Here is an 18,189-nt window from a genome sequence, read left to right as displayed (position 1 = left end):
GGCGATACTTCGCCGCCGTGCCGGCCTGGAAGTTGCAATCGCCGGTGCCGATCGAAGACCCCAGGAGGAGCCGTGGCCATCCACGTCGCGCTGAACCACGTCACCCACTACCGCTACGACCGCCGCGTGGGCCTGTCGCCGCAGGTGGTGCGCCTGCGCCCGGCGCCGCATTGCCGCACGCCCATCCTGTCGTACTCGCTGCGCGTGGAGCCGGGCAACCACTTCCTCAACTGGCAGCAGGATCCGTTCGCCAACTACAACGCCCGCCTGGTCTTCCCCGAGCGCACCACCGAGCTGAAGATCACGGTGGACCTGGTCGCCGAGATGGCGGTCTACAACCCGTTCGACTTCTTCCTCGAGCCGTCGGCGGAGAACTTCCCCTTCGACTACGACGCCGGGCTCAAGCAGGAGCTGGCGCCCTACCTGGCCCGCCAGCCGGCCGGCCCGCGGCTGCAGGCGCTGATCGACAGCGTGCCGCGCGAGTCGCGACGCACCATCGACTTCCTGGTCTACATCAACCAGCGGCTGCAGCGCGACATCCGCTACCTGGTGCGGCTGGAACCCGGCGTGCAGACGCCCGAGCAGACGCTCGAACTGGCCAGCGGCTCCTGCCGCGATTCGGGCTGGCTGATGGTGCAGCTGCTGCGCCATCTGGGCCTGGCGGCGCGCTTCGTCTCCGGCTACCTGATCCAGCTCAAGCCCGACGTGAAGAGCCTGGACGGCCCCTCCGGCGCGGAGACCGACTTCACCGACCTGCACGCCTGGTGCGAGGTCTACCTGCCCGGCGCGGGCTGGATCGGCCTGGACCCCACCTCCGGCCTGCTCGCCGGCGAGGGCCACATCCCGGTGGCCTGCACGCCCGAGCCGTCCAGCGCGGCGCCGATCACGGGCGCGGTGGACGAGGCCGAGGTCGAGTTCCACCACCACATGGCGGTGACCCGGGTCTACGAGTCGCCGCGGGTGACCAAGCCCTACACCGAGGACCAGTGGGCGTCCATCCTCGGCCTGGGCCACCAGGTCGACGCGACGCTGTCGGCCGGCGACGTGCGGCTGACCATGGGCGGCGAGCCCACGTTCGTCTCGGTCGACGACCGCGACGGTGCCGAGTGGAACACCGCCGCGCTCGGCCCCACCAAGCGCGCCATCGCGCAGGACCTGGTGCACAGGCTGCGCGAGAAGTACGGCCGCGGCGGTTTCCTGCACTACGGCCAGGGCAAGTGGTACCCCGGCGAGCAGCTGCCGCGCTGGGCGCTGCTCATCGCCTGGCGCGCCGACGGCCAGCCCTGCTGGGGCGACCCGGCGCTCTTCGCGGACGAGCGCGAGCCGCTGCACTACACCGAGGAGGACGCGCGCCGCTTCATCGACACGCTGACCGGCCGGCTGGGCCTCGTCACCGACCACATCCAGGCCGGCTTCGAGGACACCTTCTACTACCTCTGGCGCGAGCGCCGGCTGCCGGTCAACGTCGATCCCTTCGAGTCGAATCTGGACGACGAACTGGAGCGGGCGCGGCTGCGCCGCGTCTTCGACCAGGGCCTGAAGCAGGAGGTGGGCTACGTGCTGCCGCTGGGCGTGCGCGAGACGCCGGCGCTCGCCGGTCCGCGCTGGGTGACCGGCCCCTGGTTCGTGCGCGACGACCGGTTGTACCTGCTGCCGGGCGATTCGCCGATGGGCTACCGGTTGCCGCTGGATTCGCTGCCCTGGGTCACCAAGGCCGACTACCCCTACCTGATCGAGACCGACCCCTTCGCGCCGCGCGAGCCGCTGCCGGGCGCCAGCGCGCCGGTGATGCAATGGCCGGCCGCGGGCGGCGTCCAGGTCGGCCGGGGGGTGGCGAGTGTTGCGGGTGAGGGGCATGGGGGCGTCGCCGGCGACGGCGCCAACCTGGGATCGGGATCGGCGGGCACGGCCGCGGGCGCCGAGTCGCCCGGCCTGCCAGGCCGGCAGCAGTCGGCCAACGGCATCGTGCGCACCGCGCTGTGCGTCGAGGTGCGCGACCCGCAGCGCGGCAACGGCCCGCAGGCCGAAGCCGAGCACGGCGGCAAGTCGCGGCTGCTCTACGTCTTCATGCCGCCGCTGGCGCGGCTGGAGGACTACCTGGCGCTGCTGTCCGCCGTCGAGGCCACGGCCGCCGAACTGGGCGTGCGCATCGTGCTGGAGGGCTACCCGCCGCCGCGCGACCCGCGCCTGAAGACGCTGTCGGTGACGCCGGACCCCGGTGTCATCGAGGTCAACATCCACCCCGCCCACGACTGGGACGAGCTGGTCGACCACACCGAGTTCCTCTACCAGGCGGCGCACGAGTCGCGGCTGTCCACCGAGAAGTTCATGCTCGACGGCCGCCACACCGGCACCGGCGGCGGCAACCACTTCGTGCTCGGCGGCGCCACGCCGGCCGACAGCCCCTTCCTGCGCCGGCCCGACCTGCTGGGCAGCCTGATCACCTTCTGGCACAACCATCCGTCGCTCAGCTACCTGTTCAGCGGCCTCTTCATCGGCCCGACCAGCCAGTCGCCGCGCATCGACGAGGCGCGCAACGACCAGGTCTACGAGATGGAGATCGCGCTGGCCGAGCTGGAGCGCCAGCAGCAGCTGCACGGCGGCATGGACCGCATGCCGCCGTGGATGGTCGACCGGCTGCTGCGCAACCTGCTGATCGACGTCACCGGCAACACCCACCGCGCCGAGTTCTGCATCGACAAGCTGTACTCGCCCGACAGCAGCACCGGCCGCCTCGGCCTGCTGGAGCTGCGCGCCTTCGAGATGCCGCCGCATGCGCGCATGAGCCTGGTGCAGCAGCTGTTGCTGCGCTCGCTGGTGGCCTGGTTCTGGCGCGAACCGTACCGCGGCCGCGGCGACACCCGCCTCACCCGCTGGGGCACCGGCCTGCACGACCGCTTCCTGCTGCCCACCTTCGTGCAGATGGACTTCGACGACGTGGTGGCCGAACTGCGCCAGGCCGGCTTCGCCTTCGACGCCGCCTGGTTCGCGCCGCACTTCGAGTTCCGCTTCCCGCTGGTCGGCGAGGTGGCGACCCAGGGCGTGCAGCTGACGCTGCGCAACGGCCTGGAGCCCTGGCACGTCATGGGCGAGGAGGGCGCCGCCGGCGGCACGGTGCGCTTCGTCGATTCGTCGCTGGAGCGGCTGGAGCTGAAGGTCAACGGGCTCAACGACAACCGCCACGTCATCACCGTCAACGGCCGCCCGGCGCCGCTGGAGCCCACCGGGCGCGTCGGCGAGTTCGTCTGCGGCGTGCGCTACCGGGCGTGGGCGCCGCCGTCGGCGCTGCACCCCACCATCGGCTCGCACGCACCGCTGACGGTGGACATCGTCGACCGCTGGCTGCAGCGTTCGTTGGGCGGCTGCCGCTACCACGTGGCGCATCCGGGCGGCCGCAACTACGAGACCTTCCCGGTCAATGCCTACGAGGCCGAGAGCCGCCGGCTGGCGCGCTTCTCGCCGATGGGCCACACCCCCGGACGGCTGGAGGTGCAAGCCCTCGCCCCGAGCCGCGAGTTCCCGGCGACACTGGACCTGAGACGCCGCTGACCCCGCCTTCGTGAGCGCAGAGCCCATTTCCCGTTCCGCCCTGGCCGACGCTGAACTGCCGCTGTTCGACGACGGGACGTCGGCCGGCGATGCGCTGGCGGCGGAATGGCTGCGCCGCACCGGCGCGCTCGACCCGTCGGCCTTCGACGAACTGCGCGGCGCCGACGGCCGGCTGCGCGAGCGCTGGCGCCGCTTCGTCGGCTGGCTGCCCGGCGGGCCGGACGCGCTGCCGCTGCTGGACCAGGCGGTGCAGCGGGTGCAGCAGCAGATCCGCGCCGACGGCATCACCCACAACGTCTACAGCGACGCCGGCTCGGCCCCCCGGCCGTGGTCGCTGGAACTGCTGCCGCTGCTGATCGAGCCCGGCGACTGGGCCGCCATCGAGCGCGGGGTGACGCAGCGCGCCGCGCTGCTCAACGCCATGCTGGCCGACGTCTACGGCGATGGCCGCCTGCTGCGCGACGGGCTGCTGCCGGCGTCGCTGCTGTACCGCCATCCCGGCTACCTGCGGCCGCTGCACGGCGTGGTGCCGCCCGGCCGGCAGTGGCTGCACATCGCCGCCTTCGACCTGGCCCGCGGCCCGGACGGCCGCTGGTGGATCCTGGGCCACCGCACGCAGGGTCCGTCGGGCCTGGGCTACGTGCTGCACAACCGGCTGGTGGTGTCGCGGTTGTTCCCCGAGGCCTTCCGCGAGATGCGGGTGCAGCACATCGCGTCGAGCTACCGGCTGCTGCTGGACACGGTGGAAGCGCAGGCGCGGCGCATCGCCGGCACGCCGGCGCCGCGGCTGGTGCTGCTCACCCCCGGCCCGCACAACGAGACCTACTTCGAGCACGCCTACCTGGCGCGCTACCTCGGCGTGCCGCTGGTCGAGGGCGGCGACCTGATGGTGCGCGGCGAGCGGCTGTACCTGAAGACGGTCGAGGGGCTGGAGCCGGTGCACGGCGTGCTGCGCCGGCTGGACGACGACTACTGCGACCCGCTGGAGCTGCGCCCCGACTCCACCCTCGGCGTGCCGGGCCTGCTGCAGGCGGTGCGCGCGGGCCACGTGGTGATGGCCAACGCGCTGGGCAGCGGTTTCCTCGAATCGCCGGCGGTGCAGGGCTTCATGCCGCGCATCTGCGAGGCGCTGCTCGGCGAGCCGCTGGCCCTGCCGTCGCTGCCGTCCTGGTGGTGCGGCGAGCAGGCGGCCTGGGACGCGGTGCGCGACCAGCTCGACGACAAGATCGTGCGACGCGCCTTCCCCCGGCAGGGCCTGGAGAAGGCGCTGCCGCCGGGCACGCCGGGGCGCGACGCGGCCGCCCGCATCGAGGCCGATCCCGACGCCTGGACCGTGCAGGGCCTGCTGCCGCTGTCGCAGGCGCCGCTGTGGCAGGACGGCCATTGCGCACCCAAGCCGGCGCTGCTGCGCGTCTACGCGGTGGCCGACGGCCAGGGCGGCTGGCGCCTGCTGCCCGGCGGCATGACGCGCGTGGCCGCGGGTGGCAACGGCCACGACGTGTCGATGCAGCACGGCGGCTCGAGCCTCGACACCTGGGTCATGACCGACGGCCCGGTGGACACCTTCTCGATGCTGACGCAGCGGCTGTCGGTGGACGACCTGCTGGCCCGCCGCCGCCCCGTCACCAGCCGCACCGCGGAGAACCTGTTCTGGCTCGGCCGCTACACCGAGCGCACCGAGCAGCTGCTGCGGCTGGCGCGCGGCGTGCTGGCGCTGGTCAACGACGACACCGCCACGCCGCCGGCCGTGCTGCGCGCCGCCGGCGAGCTGGCCGAGCGCTTCGGCCTGGTGCCGGCCGGGGTGCCGAGCCCGGACCGCGCGCCGCGCCTGTTCGAGCGCGCGCTGCTCGACGGGCTGGGCGACGCGCAGGGCGCCACCAGCGTGGCCTTCAACCTGCAGGCGCTGGCGCGTGCGGCCGGCGCGCTGCGCGACCGGCTGGCCCCGGAACACTGGGGCCTGGTGCGGCAGATGGGCGAGGACTTCGCCGCGGCGCTGACCCCGGTCGACGGCGAGGACAGCGGGGTGCCGGCGCTGTCGCGGGTGCTGCCGGTGCTCGACAGCCTGGGCCTGCAGCTGGCGGCGCTGACCGGCGCGCAGAGCGACCGCATGACGCGCGACCACGGCTGGCGGCTGCTCACCGTCGGCCGCTACATCGAGCGGCTGATCGGCCTGGCCGCGCAGTTCGGCATCCTGCTCGACGAGGGTGCGCTGCAGCCCCAGGCGCGCGGCGTCGGCAACGCGCTGCTGCTCGACCTCTTCGACTCGACCATCACCTTCCGCGCCCGCTACCAGCGCCACGAGGACCTGCTCGCGCTGGTCGACCTGCTGGTGCTCGACACCTCCAACCCGCGCGCCTGGGCCGGCGTGCTGCGGCGGCTGTGCACCGAGTGCGGCAAGCTGCCCGGCCCGTCGGCCGCGCTCGGCAGCCTGATCCGGCGCCTGCCCGATCCGGCGGGCCTGATGCCGCTGGAGGAACTGCGCCGCTTCGACGACATCGGGCTGGCCGACCGCCTGTCGGGGCTGGCCCGCAGCCTCGCCGACGTCGGTGCCGCGCTGTCGGACGACATCGGCCAGCACTACTTCGCCCACGCCGAGGGCGGGGTGATGCAGCGGGTGTGAGATGACGACCCCCGGCCGTCTCGCGGCCGCCCCCCACGCGGGCGACCCGACAGGACCGGCGAACCCGGACCCTGTTGGGCGCGCGCATGCGCGCGCCGACCCTGGTCGCCATCGGCGACCTGTCCCCCGTGACGGAGGGGCCGAGCGCCGATTCCAATGACCCGTCTGCAAGTCCGCCACGAAACGATCTACCGCTACGACTGGCCGGTGGAGCAGGCGCAGCACCTGGCTTTCCTGCGGCCGCTGGCCGACGGGCTGCAGCGGCCCGAGGGCTTCGACCTGTTGATCGAGCCGGCGCCGCCGCAGCGGCGCGAGGACCAGGATGTCTTCGGCAACCACCGCTGCTGCTTCGGCGTGCACCAGCCGCACCGCGAGTTGCGGGTGCTCGCGACCAGCCGGGTGCGCCTGGCCGCGCCGGGCCGGGCGCAGCCGCAGGACACCCCGGCCTGGGAAGCGGTGGCCGAGCGGCTGCGTTATGCCGCCGGGCGGCCCTTCGAGCCGGCGGGCGAGTTCGTGGCGCCCAGCCCCTTCGTGCCGCGGCTGCGGGCGCTGCGCGAGTACGCGCTGCCGTCGTTCGACGCCGGCCGGCCGGTGGCCGAGGCGGCCATCGGCCTGATGCATCGCGTGCACGCCGACTTCCGCTACGAAAGCGCGAGCACCGACGTCGACACGCCGCTGGCCGAGGTGCTGGTGGATCGCCGCGGCGTTTGCCAGGATTTCGCCCACCTGATGATCGGGGCGCTGCGCATGATGGGGTTGGCCACCCGCTACGTCAGCGGCTACCTGCTGACCCGCGCGGCGCCCGGGCAGCCGGCCTTGCAGGGGGCCGATGCGTCCCATGCCTGGGTCAGCGTCTGGTGCCCCGGCGTCCACCCCGACGCGGCGGACCCGGCCGACCGCGACTGGCTGGAACTGGACCCGACCAACGACCTGCTGCCGACGCTCAGCCACGTCCGGGTGGCGCGCGGCCGCGACTACGGCGACGTCACCCCGCTGCGCGGCGTCATCCGCGGCGGGGGGCGGCACCGGCTCGAGGTGCAGGTCCACACCGAGCGCATCGGCTGACGGCGCGGGGCCCGGAAGTTGCTAGCCGCCACCCACGAGGAGAACACGCGATGAAGACGCGCTTCGACGAGATGAAGGCCGGCGACGGCGGGATCCGCGCCCACTACCAGCCGTACGAGGGCTGGCTGCAGCAGCAGGACGGGGCGCTGATGCGCGCGCGCCGCGAAGAGGCGGAGATGATCTTCCGCCGCGTCGGCATCACCTTCGCCGTCTACGGCGCCAAGGACGAGGACGGCGCGGGCACCGAGCGGCTGATCCCCTTCGACCTCATCCCGCGCATCATCCCCAGCGCCGAATGGCAGGCGATGGAGCGCGGCCTGCGCCAGCGGGTGACGGCGCTCAACCGCTTCCTGCACGACGTCTACCACGAGCAGGAAATCATCAAGGCGGGTCTCGTGCCGGCCGACCAGGTGCTGAACAACGCGCAGTTCCGCAAGGAGATGATGGGCGTCGACCTGGTCGGCGGCATCTACTCCCACATCGCCGGCATCGACATCGTGCGCGCCGGCAATGCGGACGGCTCGGGCGACTACTACGTGCTGGAGGACAACCTGCGCGTGCCCTCCGGCGTCAGCTACATGCTGGAGAACCGCAAGATGACGATGCGGCTCTTCCCGGAGCTGTTCGCCCGCCAGCGCATCGCCCCCGTCGCCCACTACCCCGACCTGCTGCTGGACACGCTGCGCTCGGTGGCGCCGGCCGGCGTCAGCGAGCCGACGGTGGTGGTGCTCACCCCCGGCATGTACAACAGCGCCTACTTCGAGCACGCCTTCCTGGCGCAGCAAATGGGCGTCGAGCTGGTCGAGGGCCAGGACCTGTTCGTCAAGAACGACTTCGTCTACATGCGCACCACGCAGGGCCCGCGCCGGGTGGACGTCATCTACCGCCGGGTCGACGACGACTTCCTCGACCCGCGGGTGTTCCGGCCCGACTCGACGCTGGGCTGCGCCGGCCTGCTGCAGGTCTACCGGCAGGGCAACGTGGCGCTGTGCAACGCGGTGGGCACCGGCATCGCGGACGACAAGTCGATCTACCCGTACGTGCCGAAGATGATCGAGTTCTACCTCGGCGAGAAGCCGATCCTGAACAACGTGCCCACCTACCTCTGCCGAGAGCGCGACGACCTGCAGTACGTGCTCGACCACCTCGGCGAGCTGGTGGTCAAGGAGGTGCACGGGGCCGGCGGCTACGGCATGCTGGTCGGCCCGGCCGCCTCGCAGGCCGAGATCGCGGCCTTCCGCGACCAGCTCAAGGTCAACCCGAGCAACTACATCGCGCAGCCGACGCTCAGCCTGTCCACCTGCCCGACCTTCGTCGAGAGCGGCATCGCGCCGCGGCACGTCGACCTGCGGCCCTTCGTGCTGTCGGGCAAGACGGTGCAGATGGTGCCCGGGGGCCTGACCCGCGTGGCGCTGAAGGAGGGCTCGCTGGTGGTCAACAGCTCGCAGGGCGGCGGCACGAAAGACACCTGGGTCCTGGAAGCCTGAGCAGGGGAGACGAACATGCTGTCACGCACCGCCGACCACCTGTTCTGGATGGCCCGCTACATGGAGCGGGCCGAGAACACCGCCCGCATGCTCGACGTCAACTACCAGACGTCGCTGCTGCCCCAGTCCACCGAGCGCGCCGAGCAGGGCTGGCGCGGCCTGCTGTCGATTTCCGAGCTGACCCACCGCTACCAGGACAAGCACGGCGGCGCGATCGAGGCGCGCGAGGTGATGGAGTTCATGGTGCGCGACGACAGCAACCCGTCGAGCATCGCCGCCTGCCTGCGCGCGGCGCGCGAGAACGCGCGCGCGGTGCGCGGCGCGCTGACCACCGAGGTCTGGGAAACGCAGAACCAGACCTGGCTGGAGTTCAGCCGCCGGGTGCGCGACCCGAACGCGATGAGCGACCCGGCCGACCTGTTCGAATGGGTCAAGTTCCGCTCCCACCTGAGCCGCGGCGTCACCGTCGGCACCATGCTGCAGGACGAGGCGCTGCGCTTCCTGCGCATCGGCACCTTCCTCGAACGGGCGGACAACACGGCGCGGCTGCTCGACGTCAAGTTCCACGCCTTCACCCGCGAATGGCACGGCGGCCAGCTGCAGCAGCAGCCGCTGCCGCGCGGCAGCCAGATGATGTGGAGCCGGCCGGCCGGTTTCGGCAGCTTCCCGTCTCAGGGCCAGTCCCAGTCCCAGGGCCGCGAAGAGCAGGAGTTCGACTTCTACCACTGGTCGGCCATCCTGCGGTCCGTCTCCGGCTTCGAGATCTACCGCAAGGTCTACCGCAACGTCATCGTGCCGGAGAAGGTGGCCGAGCTGCTGGTGCTGCGCAGCGACATGCCACGCTCGCTGGCCGCGTGCATGGACGAGGTGCTGGTCAACCTGCGCGTGGTGGCCAACGAGCAGAGCAGCGAGACGCTGCGCCGCGCCGGCCGCCTGCACGCCGACCTGCAGTACGGCCGCATCGACGAGATCCTGGCCACCGGCCTGCACGCCTTCCTCACCCAGTTCCTCGACCGGGTCAACGACCTGGGCGCCGGCATCAGCCGCGACTTCCTCGTCCCCATGGCGGCCTGACCCCCGGTCCTCGGTCCGCGCCTTGCCCACGTCGTGGGCGAAAGGGGGGCGCACATGGCCGAATGGGTGATCGACTGGGTGAGCGGCGCCGGCTATGCCGGCATCGTGGCGCTGATGTTCCTGGAGAACGTCTTTCCGCCCATCCCGTCCGAGGTGATCATGCCGCTGGCCGGCTACCTGTCGGCGCAGGGCAAGCTGTCGCTGCCGGGGGTGATCGCCGCCGGCACGCTGGGCTCGGTGCTGGGCGCACTGCCGCTGTACTGGGTCGCGGCCAAGCTGGGCGAGGACCGGCTGGCCGACTTCGCCGACCGGCGCGGCCGCTGGCTCACCCTGTCGCGGCGCGACATCGAACGCGCGGGCGGCTGGTTCCAGCGCCACCGTGGCGCCTCGGTGTTCTTCGGCCGGCTGGTGCCAGGCCTGCGCTCGCTGATCTCGCTGCCGGCCGGGGTGGAGCGCATGCCGCTCCCCTCGTTCGTGGTGCTGACCACGCTCGGCAGTGCGCTGTGGAGCGGCCTGCTGGCCGGTGTCGGCCAGGTGCTGGGCAGCCGTTTCGAACGGGTGTCGGAGTTCTTCGACCCGCTGTCGTGGGTGCTGCTGGCGCTGATCGCCGGCGGATACGCCTGGCGGGTGGTGACCCACCGCGGCGGCGCCCGCCGCGCGGCCTGACGAGGCCCCGGCCCCCGGGGCTCAGCCGACCCCGTCCTCCACCTCGACCAACGCCAGGCCCAGTTGCGCCGGGTCGCCGCGGCCCCGCCGCACCAGGCGCGGCGGTTCCTCGCTGAGGTCGATCACGGTGGTGGGCTCGGTGGAGCAGGCGCCGCCGTCGAGCACCACCGCCACCTGCTTCTGCAGCCGCTCGCGGATCTCCTGCGGGTCGTTCAGCGGGTCGCGCTCGCCGGGCAGGATGAGCGTCGTGCCCAGCAGCGGCTGGCCGAACACCTCCAGCAGCGCCTGCGTCACCCGGTGGTCCGGCACCCGCAGGCCGATGGTGCGGCGGCTGGGGTGCGACAGCCGCCGCGGCACCTCGCGCGTCGCCTCCAGGATGAAGGTGAAGGGCCCGGGCGTGCCCAGCTTCAGCAGCCGGTACTGGCGGTTGTCCACCCGCGCGTAGGCCGACAGGTCCGACAGCGAGCGGCACAGCAGCGTCAGGTGATGGCGCTCGTCGACGCCGCGGATGCGGCGCAGCTTCTCGGCGGCGGCCTTGTCGTCGAGGTGGCACACCAGCGCGTAGCTGGAGTCCGTCGGCAACGCGGCCACGCCGCCGCCGTGCAGCAGGTCGGCCGCCTGCTTCAACAGCCGCGGCTGCGGGTTTTCCGGGTGGAGCTCGAAGAACTGGGACATCGTGTCGTGCCGGGCAAGGAGCCGGCCCGCCAATCAAGGCGGAAAACTCAGCGCTTTGGAAGCCAACCGAAGTTCGGGGCCAGCCTCCGGTGAACCGCCAGCACGTCGTTGGTCAGCGGCCTGCCGCCGTCCGTCGGGTCGAACGCGAGCAGTCGAAGTTTCAGCAGCGACTTTGCCACGGCATAGAAGCGGTATCCCGCTGCACTCAAGCAGGCAAGTACTTCGCTGGCGCTGCCGCCGCTGCGGTCCTGATGTTCGAAGACGATGCAGTCAGGCGGCATTTCTGCAAGCAGATTCCTCGCGCCGCGGAGCACCATCAACTCGAAGCCTTCGACATCAATCTTCATGAGTCGAATTGGTCCCTGGCTGATCTCGTCGTCGAGCCGAACGACTGGCACTTCGACGCGTACCGTGCCCGGTTCGGCATAGCCATGTACCAGCGAGGCGGCACCCGCGTTGTCCGGTGGGACGTTTAGAATGAGTTTGCCCGGCTGATCCCCGAGCGCTTTCGGATAGACGGTGACATTGCCGACACCGCTGTGCGCCACCGCGGCCATGAGCCTGCTGGAGACGACGGGATTGGGTTCAAAAGAATGAACCTGCCCGGTCGACCCCACCAGCCGCGACATCAAGAGGGTGACAATTCCAATGTTCGCGCCCACGTCCAGGGCGCGGTCGCCCGGACGTAGCAGCAGGCGGCAGAGCTGGCTGATCTTTGGATCCAGGTCGCCAAAGAAGTACGCCGACCGACCGACATACTCGTCCAGCGAGGCCAGTACCTCCCCACCATCAACCCGTGCCCACACGGCATTCCGCCCCGTGCCGGAGAAACGTCGGAACAGGGTGCTGTTGGCGAGTGTGCCGGTACCCGATATAAAGGGGTATAGCCGGCAGGCCCGCGCGATCGCCGCCTGCAGCAGGTTCGCCCTTGTCCCCTCATTCGACGCTTGAGCCATCTTTAAACACTCCGCTGCCACGTGTCGATGCAATGTAGCGGAGCTCTGTATCGGGCGCGGCATTCGTTTGGGCGTCGCGGCTGGGCAACCAGGTGCGCTTTCAAATCAAGGCTTTCGTTGCTGGAGCGTTGGCGCAGTGCCTCGGTTCCGATGCCGCAGGCAGCCGTGTCCCGGCGTCTGCCACCCAGCGTCACCGACGCCTGCATCGGGTAGCGTAGGTCCAATGTCACCATCGGCACGGTGGTCGGCGGCGGGGATGGCGGTGTCCCTGCTCGCGAAGTAGGTTGCCGCCGGCACGACCAGGGCGACGCCGGGCCCTCAGCGTAGCACGCGGGTCCGCAGGGCCTCCCACACCGGCACCAGCGTCGCCGGCAGCGGCGGCAGGCCGCCGAGGTCGACCCGGCTCTCCTGCGGCGAATGGAAGTCGCTGCCGCGCGAGGCCATCAGCCCCCGCTGCCGCGCCAATTCGGCGTAGGTGGCGTACTGGTCGGGGCTGTGGCTGCCGGTGACCACCTCGACCGCCTCGCCGCCCGCGGCCTGGAAGGCCTCGAACAGCGCGTGTTCGCCCAGCGACCCGAGCCGCTGGTAGCGCCCGGGGTGGGCCAGCACCGCCACACCGCCAGCGCCGCGGATCCAGCCCACCGCCGCGTCCAGCGCGGCCCAGCGGTGCGGCACGTACCCCGGCTGGCCGGGCACCAGGAAGCGGCGGAACACCTCGCCGGTGTCGCGGCAGACGCCGGTCTCCACCAGGTGGCGGGCGACGTGGGTGCGCGAGATCAGCGCCGGGTTGCCCGCGAAGCGCAGCGCGCCCTCGTAGGCGCCCGGCACGCCGGCCTGCGCCAGGGCGTCGGCCATCAACCGGGCCCGGCGGTCGCGGCCGTCGCGGGTGGCGGCCAGCCCCTGCACCAGGGTCGGGTCGTCGGGGTCGATGCCGAGGCCGACGATGTGCACCGTCTCGCTGGCGAAGCTCACCGAGATCTCCACCCCGCAGAGGTAGGCCAGGCCGAGGCGTCGCGCGGCGGCCGCGGCGCGGTGCTGACCGGCCAGTTCGTCGTGGTCGGTCAACGACCAGAGCTGGACGCCGTTGCGGTGGGCCCGTTCGGCCAGCGCTTCGGGCGTCAGCGTGCCGTCCGACACCACCGAGTGCGAGTGCAGGTCGGCGTTGAGCGCGGTGTCGGGTCCGGGGGCGTCGTTCACCCAGGGATTCTATGGAGGCCGGTGATCCACCGGATCCCGCGGCCCGGCCGGCCCGACGCGCGGCGGGGCGATGCCCGGCCCGGCGGGTGGACATGGTCACGGACGCGGTGGCCGGCGTTCCTAGAATGGCCGCCACACACCACAAAGCGGGAACTCCGCCGCGCGATGCTGCCGCTGGACGGGGGCGGGCCGGCGGAGAGGGAAACCGCCGCACCCGATGAAGTTCCGCACCCTGAGGTTGCAGCTGCGCTTCCTGCTGCCGCTGCTCCTCGCCGTCGTCGTCGCGTCCTACGCGGCCCTGCCGCTGCTCGAAGGCGTGGTGCTGCGCTGGTTCGTGCGCGACCTCAACGTGCGCGGCGCGCTGGTCGCCGCGGCGCTGTCCGAACCGCTGGCGCAGGCGCTGTCCTTCGACGACCGGGCCGGCCTGAAGCGCATGTTCGACCGCACGGTGCAGCAGGAGCGCCTGGTCGGCGTGGCGCTGTGCACGCCCGAGGGCCAGCGGCTGGCCGCCAACGACGGCTTCCCGACCGAGCTCGGCTGCCGCGCGCTGACCGAGTCGGCGCAGGACCCGATGGCCCGGCTGATGCTGCCCACCGGCCCGGTGCACCCCAGCGTGCACGACGTGATGGGCGACCGGCGGCCGGCCGCGCAGCCGCTGGGCGACGACCCGCCGCCGCCGGCGGCCGAAGCCGATCCGACCCAGGTGCTGCTCGGCCGGCTGGTGCTGCTGCACGACATGAACTTCGTCGACCGCCGCAGCGAGGACAGCCGCCGCTTCCTGCTGCTGTTCGCCGCCGGGCTGGGGCTGGCGATGTCGCTCATCACCGTGGCGGTGGCGCAGCTGAGCTGGCGCGGCTGGGTGCAGGGCATGCGCGCCATCCTGCGCGGCGAGGGCCTGCTGACGCCGATGATGCAGGCCCCGCCGCCTGAGCTGGCGCCCTTCGCCCACGACCTGCGCGCCCGGCTGCGCGACCTGGAGGACGACTACCGCCGTAGCCTGGGCCACGACTGGCAGTGGACGCCGGAGCGCCTGCGCCAGCTGCTGCAGACCCAGCTGCGCGGCGACCAGGTGATCGTCGTGTCCAACCGCGAGCCGTATTCGCACATCCGCGAGGCCGATGGCCGCATCGGCCTGCAGCAGCCGGCCAGTGGCCTGGTGACGGCGATGGAGCCGGTGGTGCGTGCCTGCTCGGGCACCTGGATCGCGCACGGCAGCGGCAGCGCCGACCGCGAGGTGGTCGACGCGCACGACCGCGTGCCGGTGCCGCCGGACGACCCGTCCTACGTGCTGCGCCGCGTCTGGATGACGGACGAGGAGGAGCAGGGCTACTACGCCGGCTTCGCCAACGAGGGGCTGTGGCCCCTGTGCCACGTGGCCCACGTGCGGCCGGTGTTCCGTGAATCGGACTGGCGGGCCTACCAGGCCATCAACCGCCGCTTCGCCGACGCGGTGGTGGCCGAGGCGCGCAGCGAGGACCCCATCGTGCTGGTGCAGGACTACCACTTCGCGCTGGCGCCGGCGATGATCCGCGAGCGCCTGCCGCAGGCCACCATCATCGCCTTCTGGCACATCCCCTGGCCGAACCCGGAGAGCTTCGGCATCTGCCCCGGCGGCGCGAGCTGCTCGAAGGCCTGCTGGGCAGCACCATCCTGGGCTTCCACACCCGCTACCACTGCAAGAACTTCATGGAGACGGTGGACCGCTTCCTGGAGGCGCGGCTGGAGCCCGAGCACTCGACCATCACCTTCCGCGACGACGAGACGCTGATCGAGAGCTACCCCATCTCGATCGCCTGGCCCTCCGGGCCGCTGGGCCCGCCGCCGGCCGAGTGCCGCGAGCGCGTCGTCGAACGCCTGGGCCTGCCCGCCGACGCGGTGATCGCCGTCGGCGTCGACCGCTTCGACTACACCAAGGGCATCGTCGAGCGGCTGAACGCGGTGGAGCGGCTGCTGGAGAAGCGGCCCGAGTGGCACGGCCGCTTCGTCTTCGTGCAGATCGCGGCGCCCACGCGCAGCGTGCTCGAGGAATACCGCAGCTTCCAGGAGCGGGTGCAGCGCCAGGCGGCGCGCATCAACGAACGCTTCGGCCGCGACGGCTTCGAGCCGGTGCGCCTGCTGGCCGAGCACCACGGCCATGCCGCGCTGATGGAGCTGTACCGCGCGGCTGACATCTGCGTGGTGACCAGCCTGCACGACGGCATGAACCTGGTCAGCAAGGAGTTCGTCGCCGCCCGCGACGACGAGCAGGGCGTGCTGGTGCTGAGCCGCTTCGCCGGCGCCTCGCGCGAGCTGTCCGAGGCCCTGATCGTCAACCCGTACCACGTCGAGGAGACCGCCGACGCGCTGCACCGCGCGGCCACCATGTCGCCCGGCGAGCAGCGCGAGCGCATGGCCAGCCTGCGCCAGACGGTGCGCGAGTCCAACGTCTACCGCTGGGCCGGCCGCATGCTGGGCGACGCCGGCCGCTGGCGGCTGCGCTCACGGGTGGAGGAGCGGCTGCGGCGGCACCAGCGGGACTGATGACGGCCCCTCGGCCGTCGGGTGCGCCGGCCGATCCGTCGACGACCGCTAACCCAGCAGCCGCAGCACCTTGCCGTCGCTCTCGTCGGTGAGCAGGTAGAGCGCACCGTCCGGGCCTTCGCGCACGTCGCGCACGCGGGCGTCGACGGCCAGGCGTTCCTCGGCGGCGATGCGCTCGCCGTCGAGCTGCAGGCGCCACAGCGACTGGTCGCGCAGGGCGCCGAGCACCAGGTTGCCTTTCCAGCCCGGGTAGCGGTCACCGGTGACGAAGGCCAGCCCGCTCGGCGCGATGGAGGTGGGCCGCCAGACGCGCAGCGGCGCGACCACGTCGGCGCGTTCGGTGCCGTCGCCGATGGGCAGGCCGCTGCCGTATTCGCGGCCGTGGGTGATCACCGGCCAGCCATGGTTGCCGCCGCGCTGCACGCGGTTCAGCTCGTCGCCGCCCTGCGGGCCGTGCTCGGTGATCCACAGCTCGCCGGTGGCCGGGTGCAGCGCGGCGCCCTGGATGTTGCGGTGGCCGTAGCTCCAAAGGTCCGGCAGCGCGCCCGGGCGGCCGACGAAGGGGTTGTCCTTCGGCACCTCGCCGTCGGGGGCGATGCGCACGATCTTGCCCAGGTGGCCGTCCAGCGCCTGCGCCTGGTCGCGCGGGCCGAAGCGGTCGCCCAGCGTGACGAACAGCATGCCGCCGCGGTCGAACACCAGCCGGCAGCCGAAGTGGTTGCGGCTGGCCACCTTCGGCCGCTGGCGGAAGACGACCTGCACCTCCTCCAGCCGCGCGCCGCCACCGGCCTCGACCAGCCGGCCGCGGGCCACCGCGGTGCCGTTGCGCCCGCGTTCGTCGCCGCTGCCCGCCTCGGCATAGGCCCAGAAGACGCGCCGGCTGCGCCCGAAGTCCGTCGCCGGCACGACGTCGAGCAGGCCGCCCTGGCCGATCGCCTCGACGGCCGGCAGGCCGGCCACCGGCTCGCCGACCCGCGCCGAGACCGGACCGTCCGGCCGCACGATGCGCAGCCGTCCGGCCTTCTCGGTCACCAGCCAGCGGCCGTCGGGCAGGAAGGCCAGCGCCCAGGGCTGGCTCAGGCCCTGAGCCAGCACCTCGGTGCGCGCCGGGCGGCCGGTCGGCTGCGCCTGGGCGACGCCGGGCACGAAGGGCAGGGCGCCCAGCGCGGACAGGACGGTGCGGCGGGTCGGGCGGGCGTTCATGCGGATCCTTCGGGCGACGGCCGGCGGCGTTCAGCGGCCGGCCGCGACCGGCAAACCGCGGACCTCGGCCACCGCGCGGCCGAGCTCGATCACCGCCATCGCGTAGTAGCTCGACCAGTTGTAGCGGGTGACGACGTAGAAGTTGCGGGTGCCGGCGACGAAGCTGGGCGCGGCCTCGCCGTTCTGCAGTTCGACCAGCGCCAGCGGGCCGTCGTGGCGGTCCGCCTCGGGCGCCAGCCGGGCGCCGAGCTCGGTGAACTGCGCCGGCGAGAAGCTGGGCACGATGTCCGGCGCCAGCAGCGTGGCGCGGGCGGTGCTGTCCACCGGTGGGGCGACGCCGTAGTGCGTCGGCAGGCCGGGCTGCCAGCCGTGGGCCGCCAGGTAGTGCGCCACGCTGCCGATGGCGTCGACGGCGCTGCCGATCAGGTCCACCCGGCCGTTGCCGTCGTAATCGACCGCCTGCGCGTTCCAGCTGCTGGGCATGAACTGCGGCCAGCCCATGGCGCCGGCGTAGGAGCCGCGCGGCTGCCGGCAGTCCAGCGCCTCGCGCCGGCACAGGGCGAGGAACTGGGCCAGCTCGTCGCGGAAGAAGGCGCTGCGGTCGCTGCGGCCGCTGGGGAAGTCGAAGGCCAGGGTGGCCAGCGCGTCGAGCACCCGGTAGCCGCCCATCATCCGGCCGTAGAAGGTCTCGACGCCGATCACGCCGACCACGATCTCCGCCGGCACGCCGTACTGCGCCTGGGCGCGGGCCAGCGTGTCGGCGTGCAGCGCCCAGAAGTCGGCGCCGGCGCGCACGCGCTTCGGCTCGACGAAGCGCGCGCGGTAGGCCGCCCAGTTCTTCGCCGTGCCCGCCGGCGGCGGCATGATGAAGCGCACCACCGACGGCTGGAAGCGCGCCTGCGCCAGCTGCTGCGCCACCCAGTCGGGGTCGAGCTGCAGGCGCTCGGCGGTCTCGGCGGCGAAACGCATCACGTCCTCGCGGCGGCCGTAGGTGACCGCCTCGGGCGCGTCGTCGGCGCGCACCGCGGCGGGTTTGGTGGCGGGTTTGGCGGCCTTCGGCCGGGCGCGGGCCGGCACCTCGGCGGACGGCGCCGCCGCGGCCCCGGCGACGAGGCCGGCGGCCAGCAGGCAGGACAGGGCGAGGGCACGGCAGGGCAGGGTCATCGGCGGATTATCC

General features: G+C 72.5%; 11 protein-coding genes and 1 pseudogene. 7 read left to right on the top strand and 5 right to left on the bottom strand.

The genetic code is table 11. The features are described 5' to 3' along the window. Positions 1 to 72: 72 nt before the first annotated feature. The 6 genes from LRS07_RS18345 to LRS07_RS18320 all read left to right on the top strand — a co-directional run bounded on the left by LRS07_RS18345 (position 73) and on the right by LRS07_RS18320 (position 10,461). The gene (locus tag LRS07_RS18345; RefSeq protein WP_260499373.1) at positions 73 to 3,549 is read left to right on the top strand and encodes a transglutaminase family protein; all 3,477 of its coding nucleotides are present in this window, start codon (positions 73 to 75) and stop codon (positions 3,547 to 3,549) included. A 10-nt stretch (positions 3,550 to 3,559) separates the two neighbouring features. Continuing rightward, on the top strand, positions 3,560 to 6,169 hold the full coding sequence (locus LRS07_RS18340) for a circularly permuted type 2 ATP-grasp protein (RefSeq protein ID WP_260499372.1): 2,610 nt from the start codon (positions 3,560 to 3,562) through the stop codon (positions 6,167 to 6,169). A 156-nt stretch (positions 6,170 to 6,325) separates the two neighbouring features. Beyond that, positions 6,326 to 7,234 (top strand): transglutaminase family protein, encoded by a 909-nt coding sequence (locus tag LRS07_RS18335; RefSeq protein WP_260499371.1) that lies wholly within the window; start codon positions 6,326 to 6,328, stop codon positions 7,232 to 7,234. A gap of 50 nt (positions 7,235 to 7,284) precedes the next feature. After that, the gene (locus tag LRS07_RS18330; protein ID WP_260499370.1) at positions 7,285 to 8,721 is read left to right on the top strand and encodes a circularly permuted type 2 ATP-grasp protein; all 1,437 of its coding nucleotides are present in this window, start codon (positions 7,285 to 7,287) and stop codon (positions 8,719 to 8,721) included. A 15-nt stretch (positions 8,722 to 8,736) separates the two neighbouring features. Next, entirely contained in the window at positions 8,737 to 9,795 is a 1,059-nt protein-coding gene (locus tag LRS07_RS18325) for an alpha-E domain-containing protein (RefSeq protein WP_260499369.1), read from the top strand. A gap of 54 nt (positions 9,796 to 9,849) precedes the next feature. Next, positions 9,850 to 10,461, top strand: coding sequence for a DedA family protein (locus tag LRS07_RS18320; protein WP_260499368.1), 612 nt, complete (start codon positions 9,850 to 9,852; stop codon positions 10,459 to 10,461). A gap of 21 nt (positions 10,462 to 10,482) precedes the next feature. On the opposite strand, the gene LRS07_RS18315 is transcribed toward LRS07_RS18320, so the two are convergent. The 3 genes from LRS07_RS18315 to LRS07_RS18305 all read right to left on the bottom strand — a co-directional run bounded on the left by LRS07_RS18315 (position 10,483) and on the right by LRS07_RS18305 (position 13,289). Continuing rightward, positions 10,483 to 11,136 carry an L-threonylcarbamoyladenylate synthase gene (locus LRS07_RS18315; protein ID WP_260499367.1) on the bottom strand — a complete coding sequence of 218 codons (654 nt, stop codon included), beginning with the start codon at positions 11,134 to 11,136 and terminating at the stop codon, positions 10,483 to 10,485. A 47-nt stretch (positions 11,137 to 11,183) separates the two neighbouring features. Next, positions 11,184 to 12,092 (bottom strand): FkbM family methyltransferase, encoded by a 909-nt coding sequence (locus LRS07_RS18310; protein ID WP_260499366.1) that lies wholly within the window; start codon positions 12,090 to 12,092, stop codon positions 11,184 to 11,186. A gap of 318 nt (positions 12,093 to 12,410) precedes the next feature. After that, the gene (locus LRS07_RS18305) at positions 12,411 to 13,289 is read right to left on the bottom strand and encodes a 3',5'-nucleoside bisphosphate phosphatase (RefSeq protein WP_260499365.1); all 879 of its coding nucleotides are present in this window, start codon (positions 13,287 to 13,289) and stop codon (positions 12,411 to 12,413) included. A gap of 217 nt (positions 13,290 to 13,506) precedes the next feature. Here LRS07_RS18305 and LRS07_RS18300 point away from each other — a divergent pair. After that, a pseudogene (locus LRS07_RS18300) lies at positions 13,507 to 15,809 on the top strand (alpha,alpha-trehalose-phosphate synthase (UDP-forming)). A 48-nt stretch (positions 15,810 to 15,857) separates the two neighbouring features. Here LRS07_RS18300 and LRS07_RS18295 read toward each other — a convergent pair. Further along, positions 15,858 to 17,012 (bottom strand): PQQ-dependent sugar dehydrogenase, encoded by a 1,155-nt coding sequence (locus LRS07_RS18295; RefSeq protein WP_260499364.1) that lies wholly within the window; start codon positions 17,010 to 17,012, stop codon positions 15,858 to 15,860. Positions 17,013 to 17,042: 30 nt separating this feature from the next. Then, positions 17,043 to 18,176: a lytic murein transglycosylase B gene (gene mltB, locus LRS07_RS18290; protein ID WP_260499363.1), complete on the bottom strand. Its 1,134-nt coding sequence runs from the start codon at positions 18,174 to 18,176 to the stop codon at positions 17,043 to 17,045. Positions 18,177 to 18,189: the final 13 nt, after the last annotated feature.

The sequence above is a fragment of the Aquabacterium sp. J223 genome (assembly GCF_024666615.1).
Lineage (GTDB): Bacteria > Pseudomonadota > Gammaproteobacteria > Burkholderiales > Burkholderiaceae_C > J223.
The sequence above is the reverse complement of the archived record's forward strand: the minus strand, read 5'-3'. Positions and strand labels throughout refer to the sequence as shown.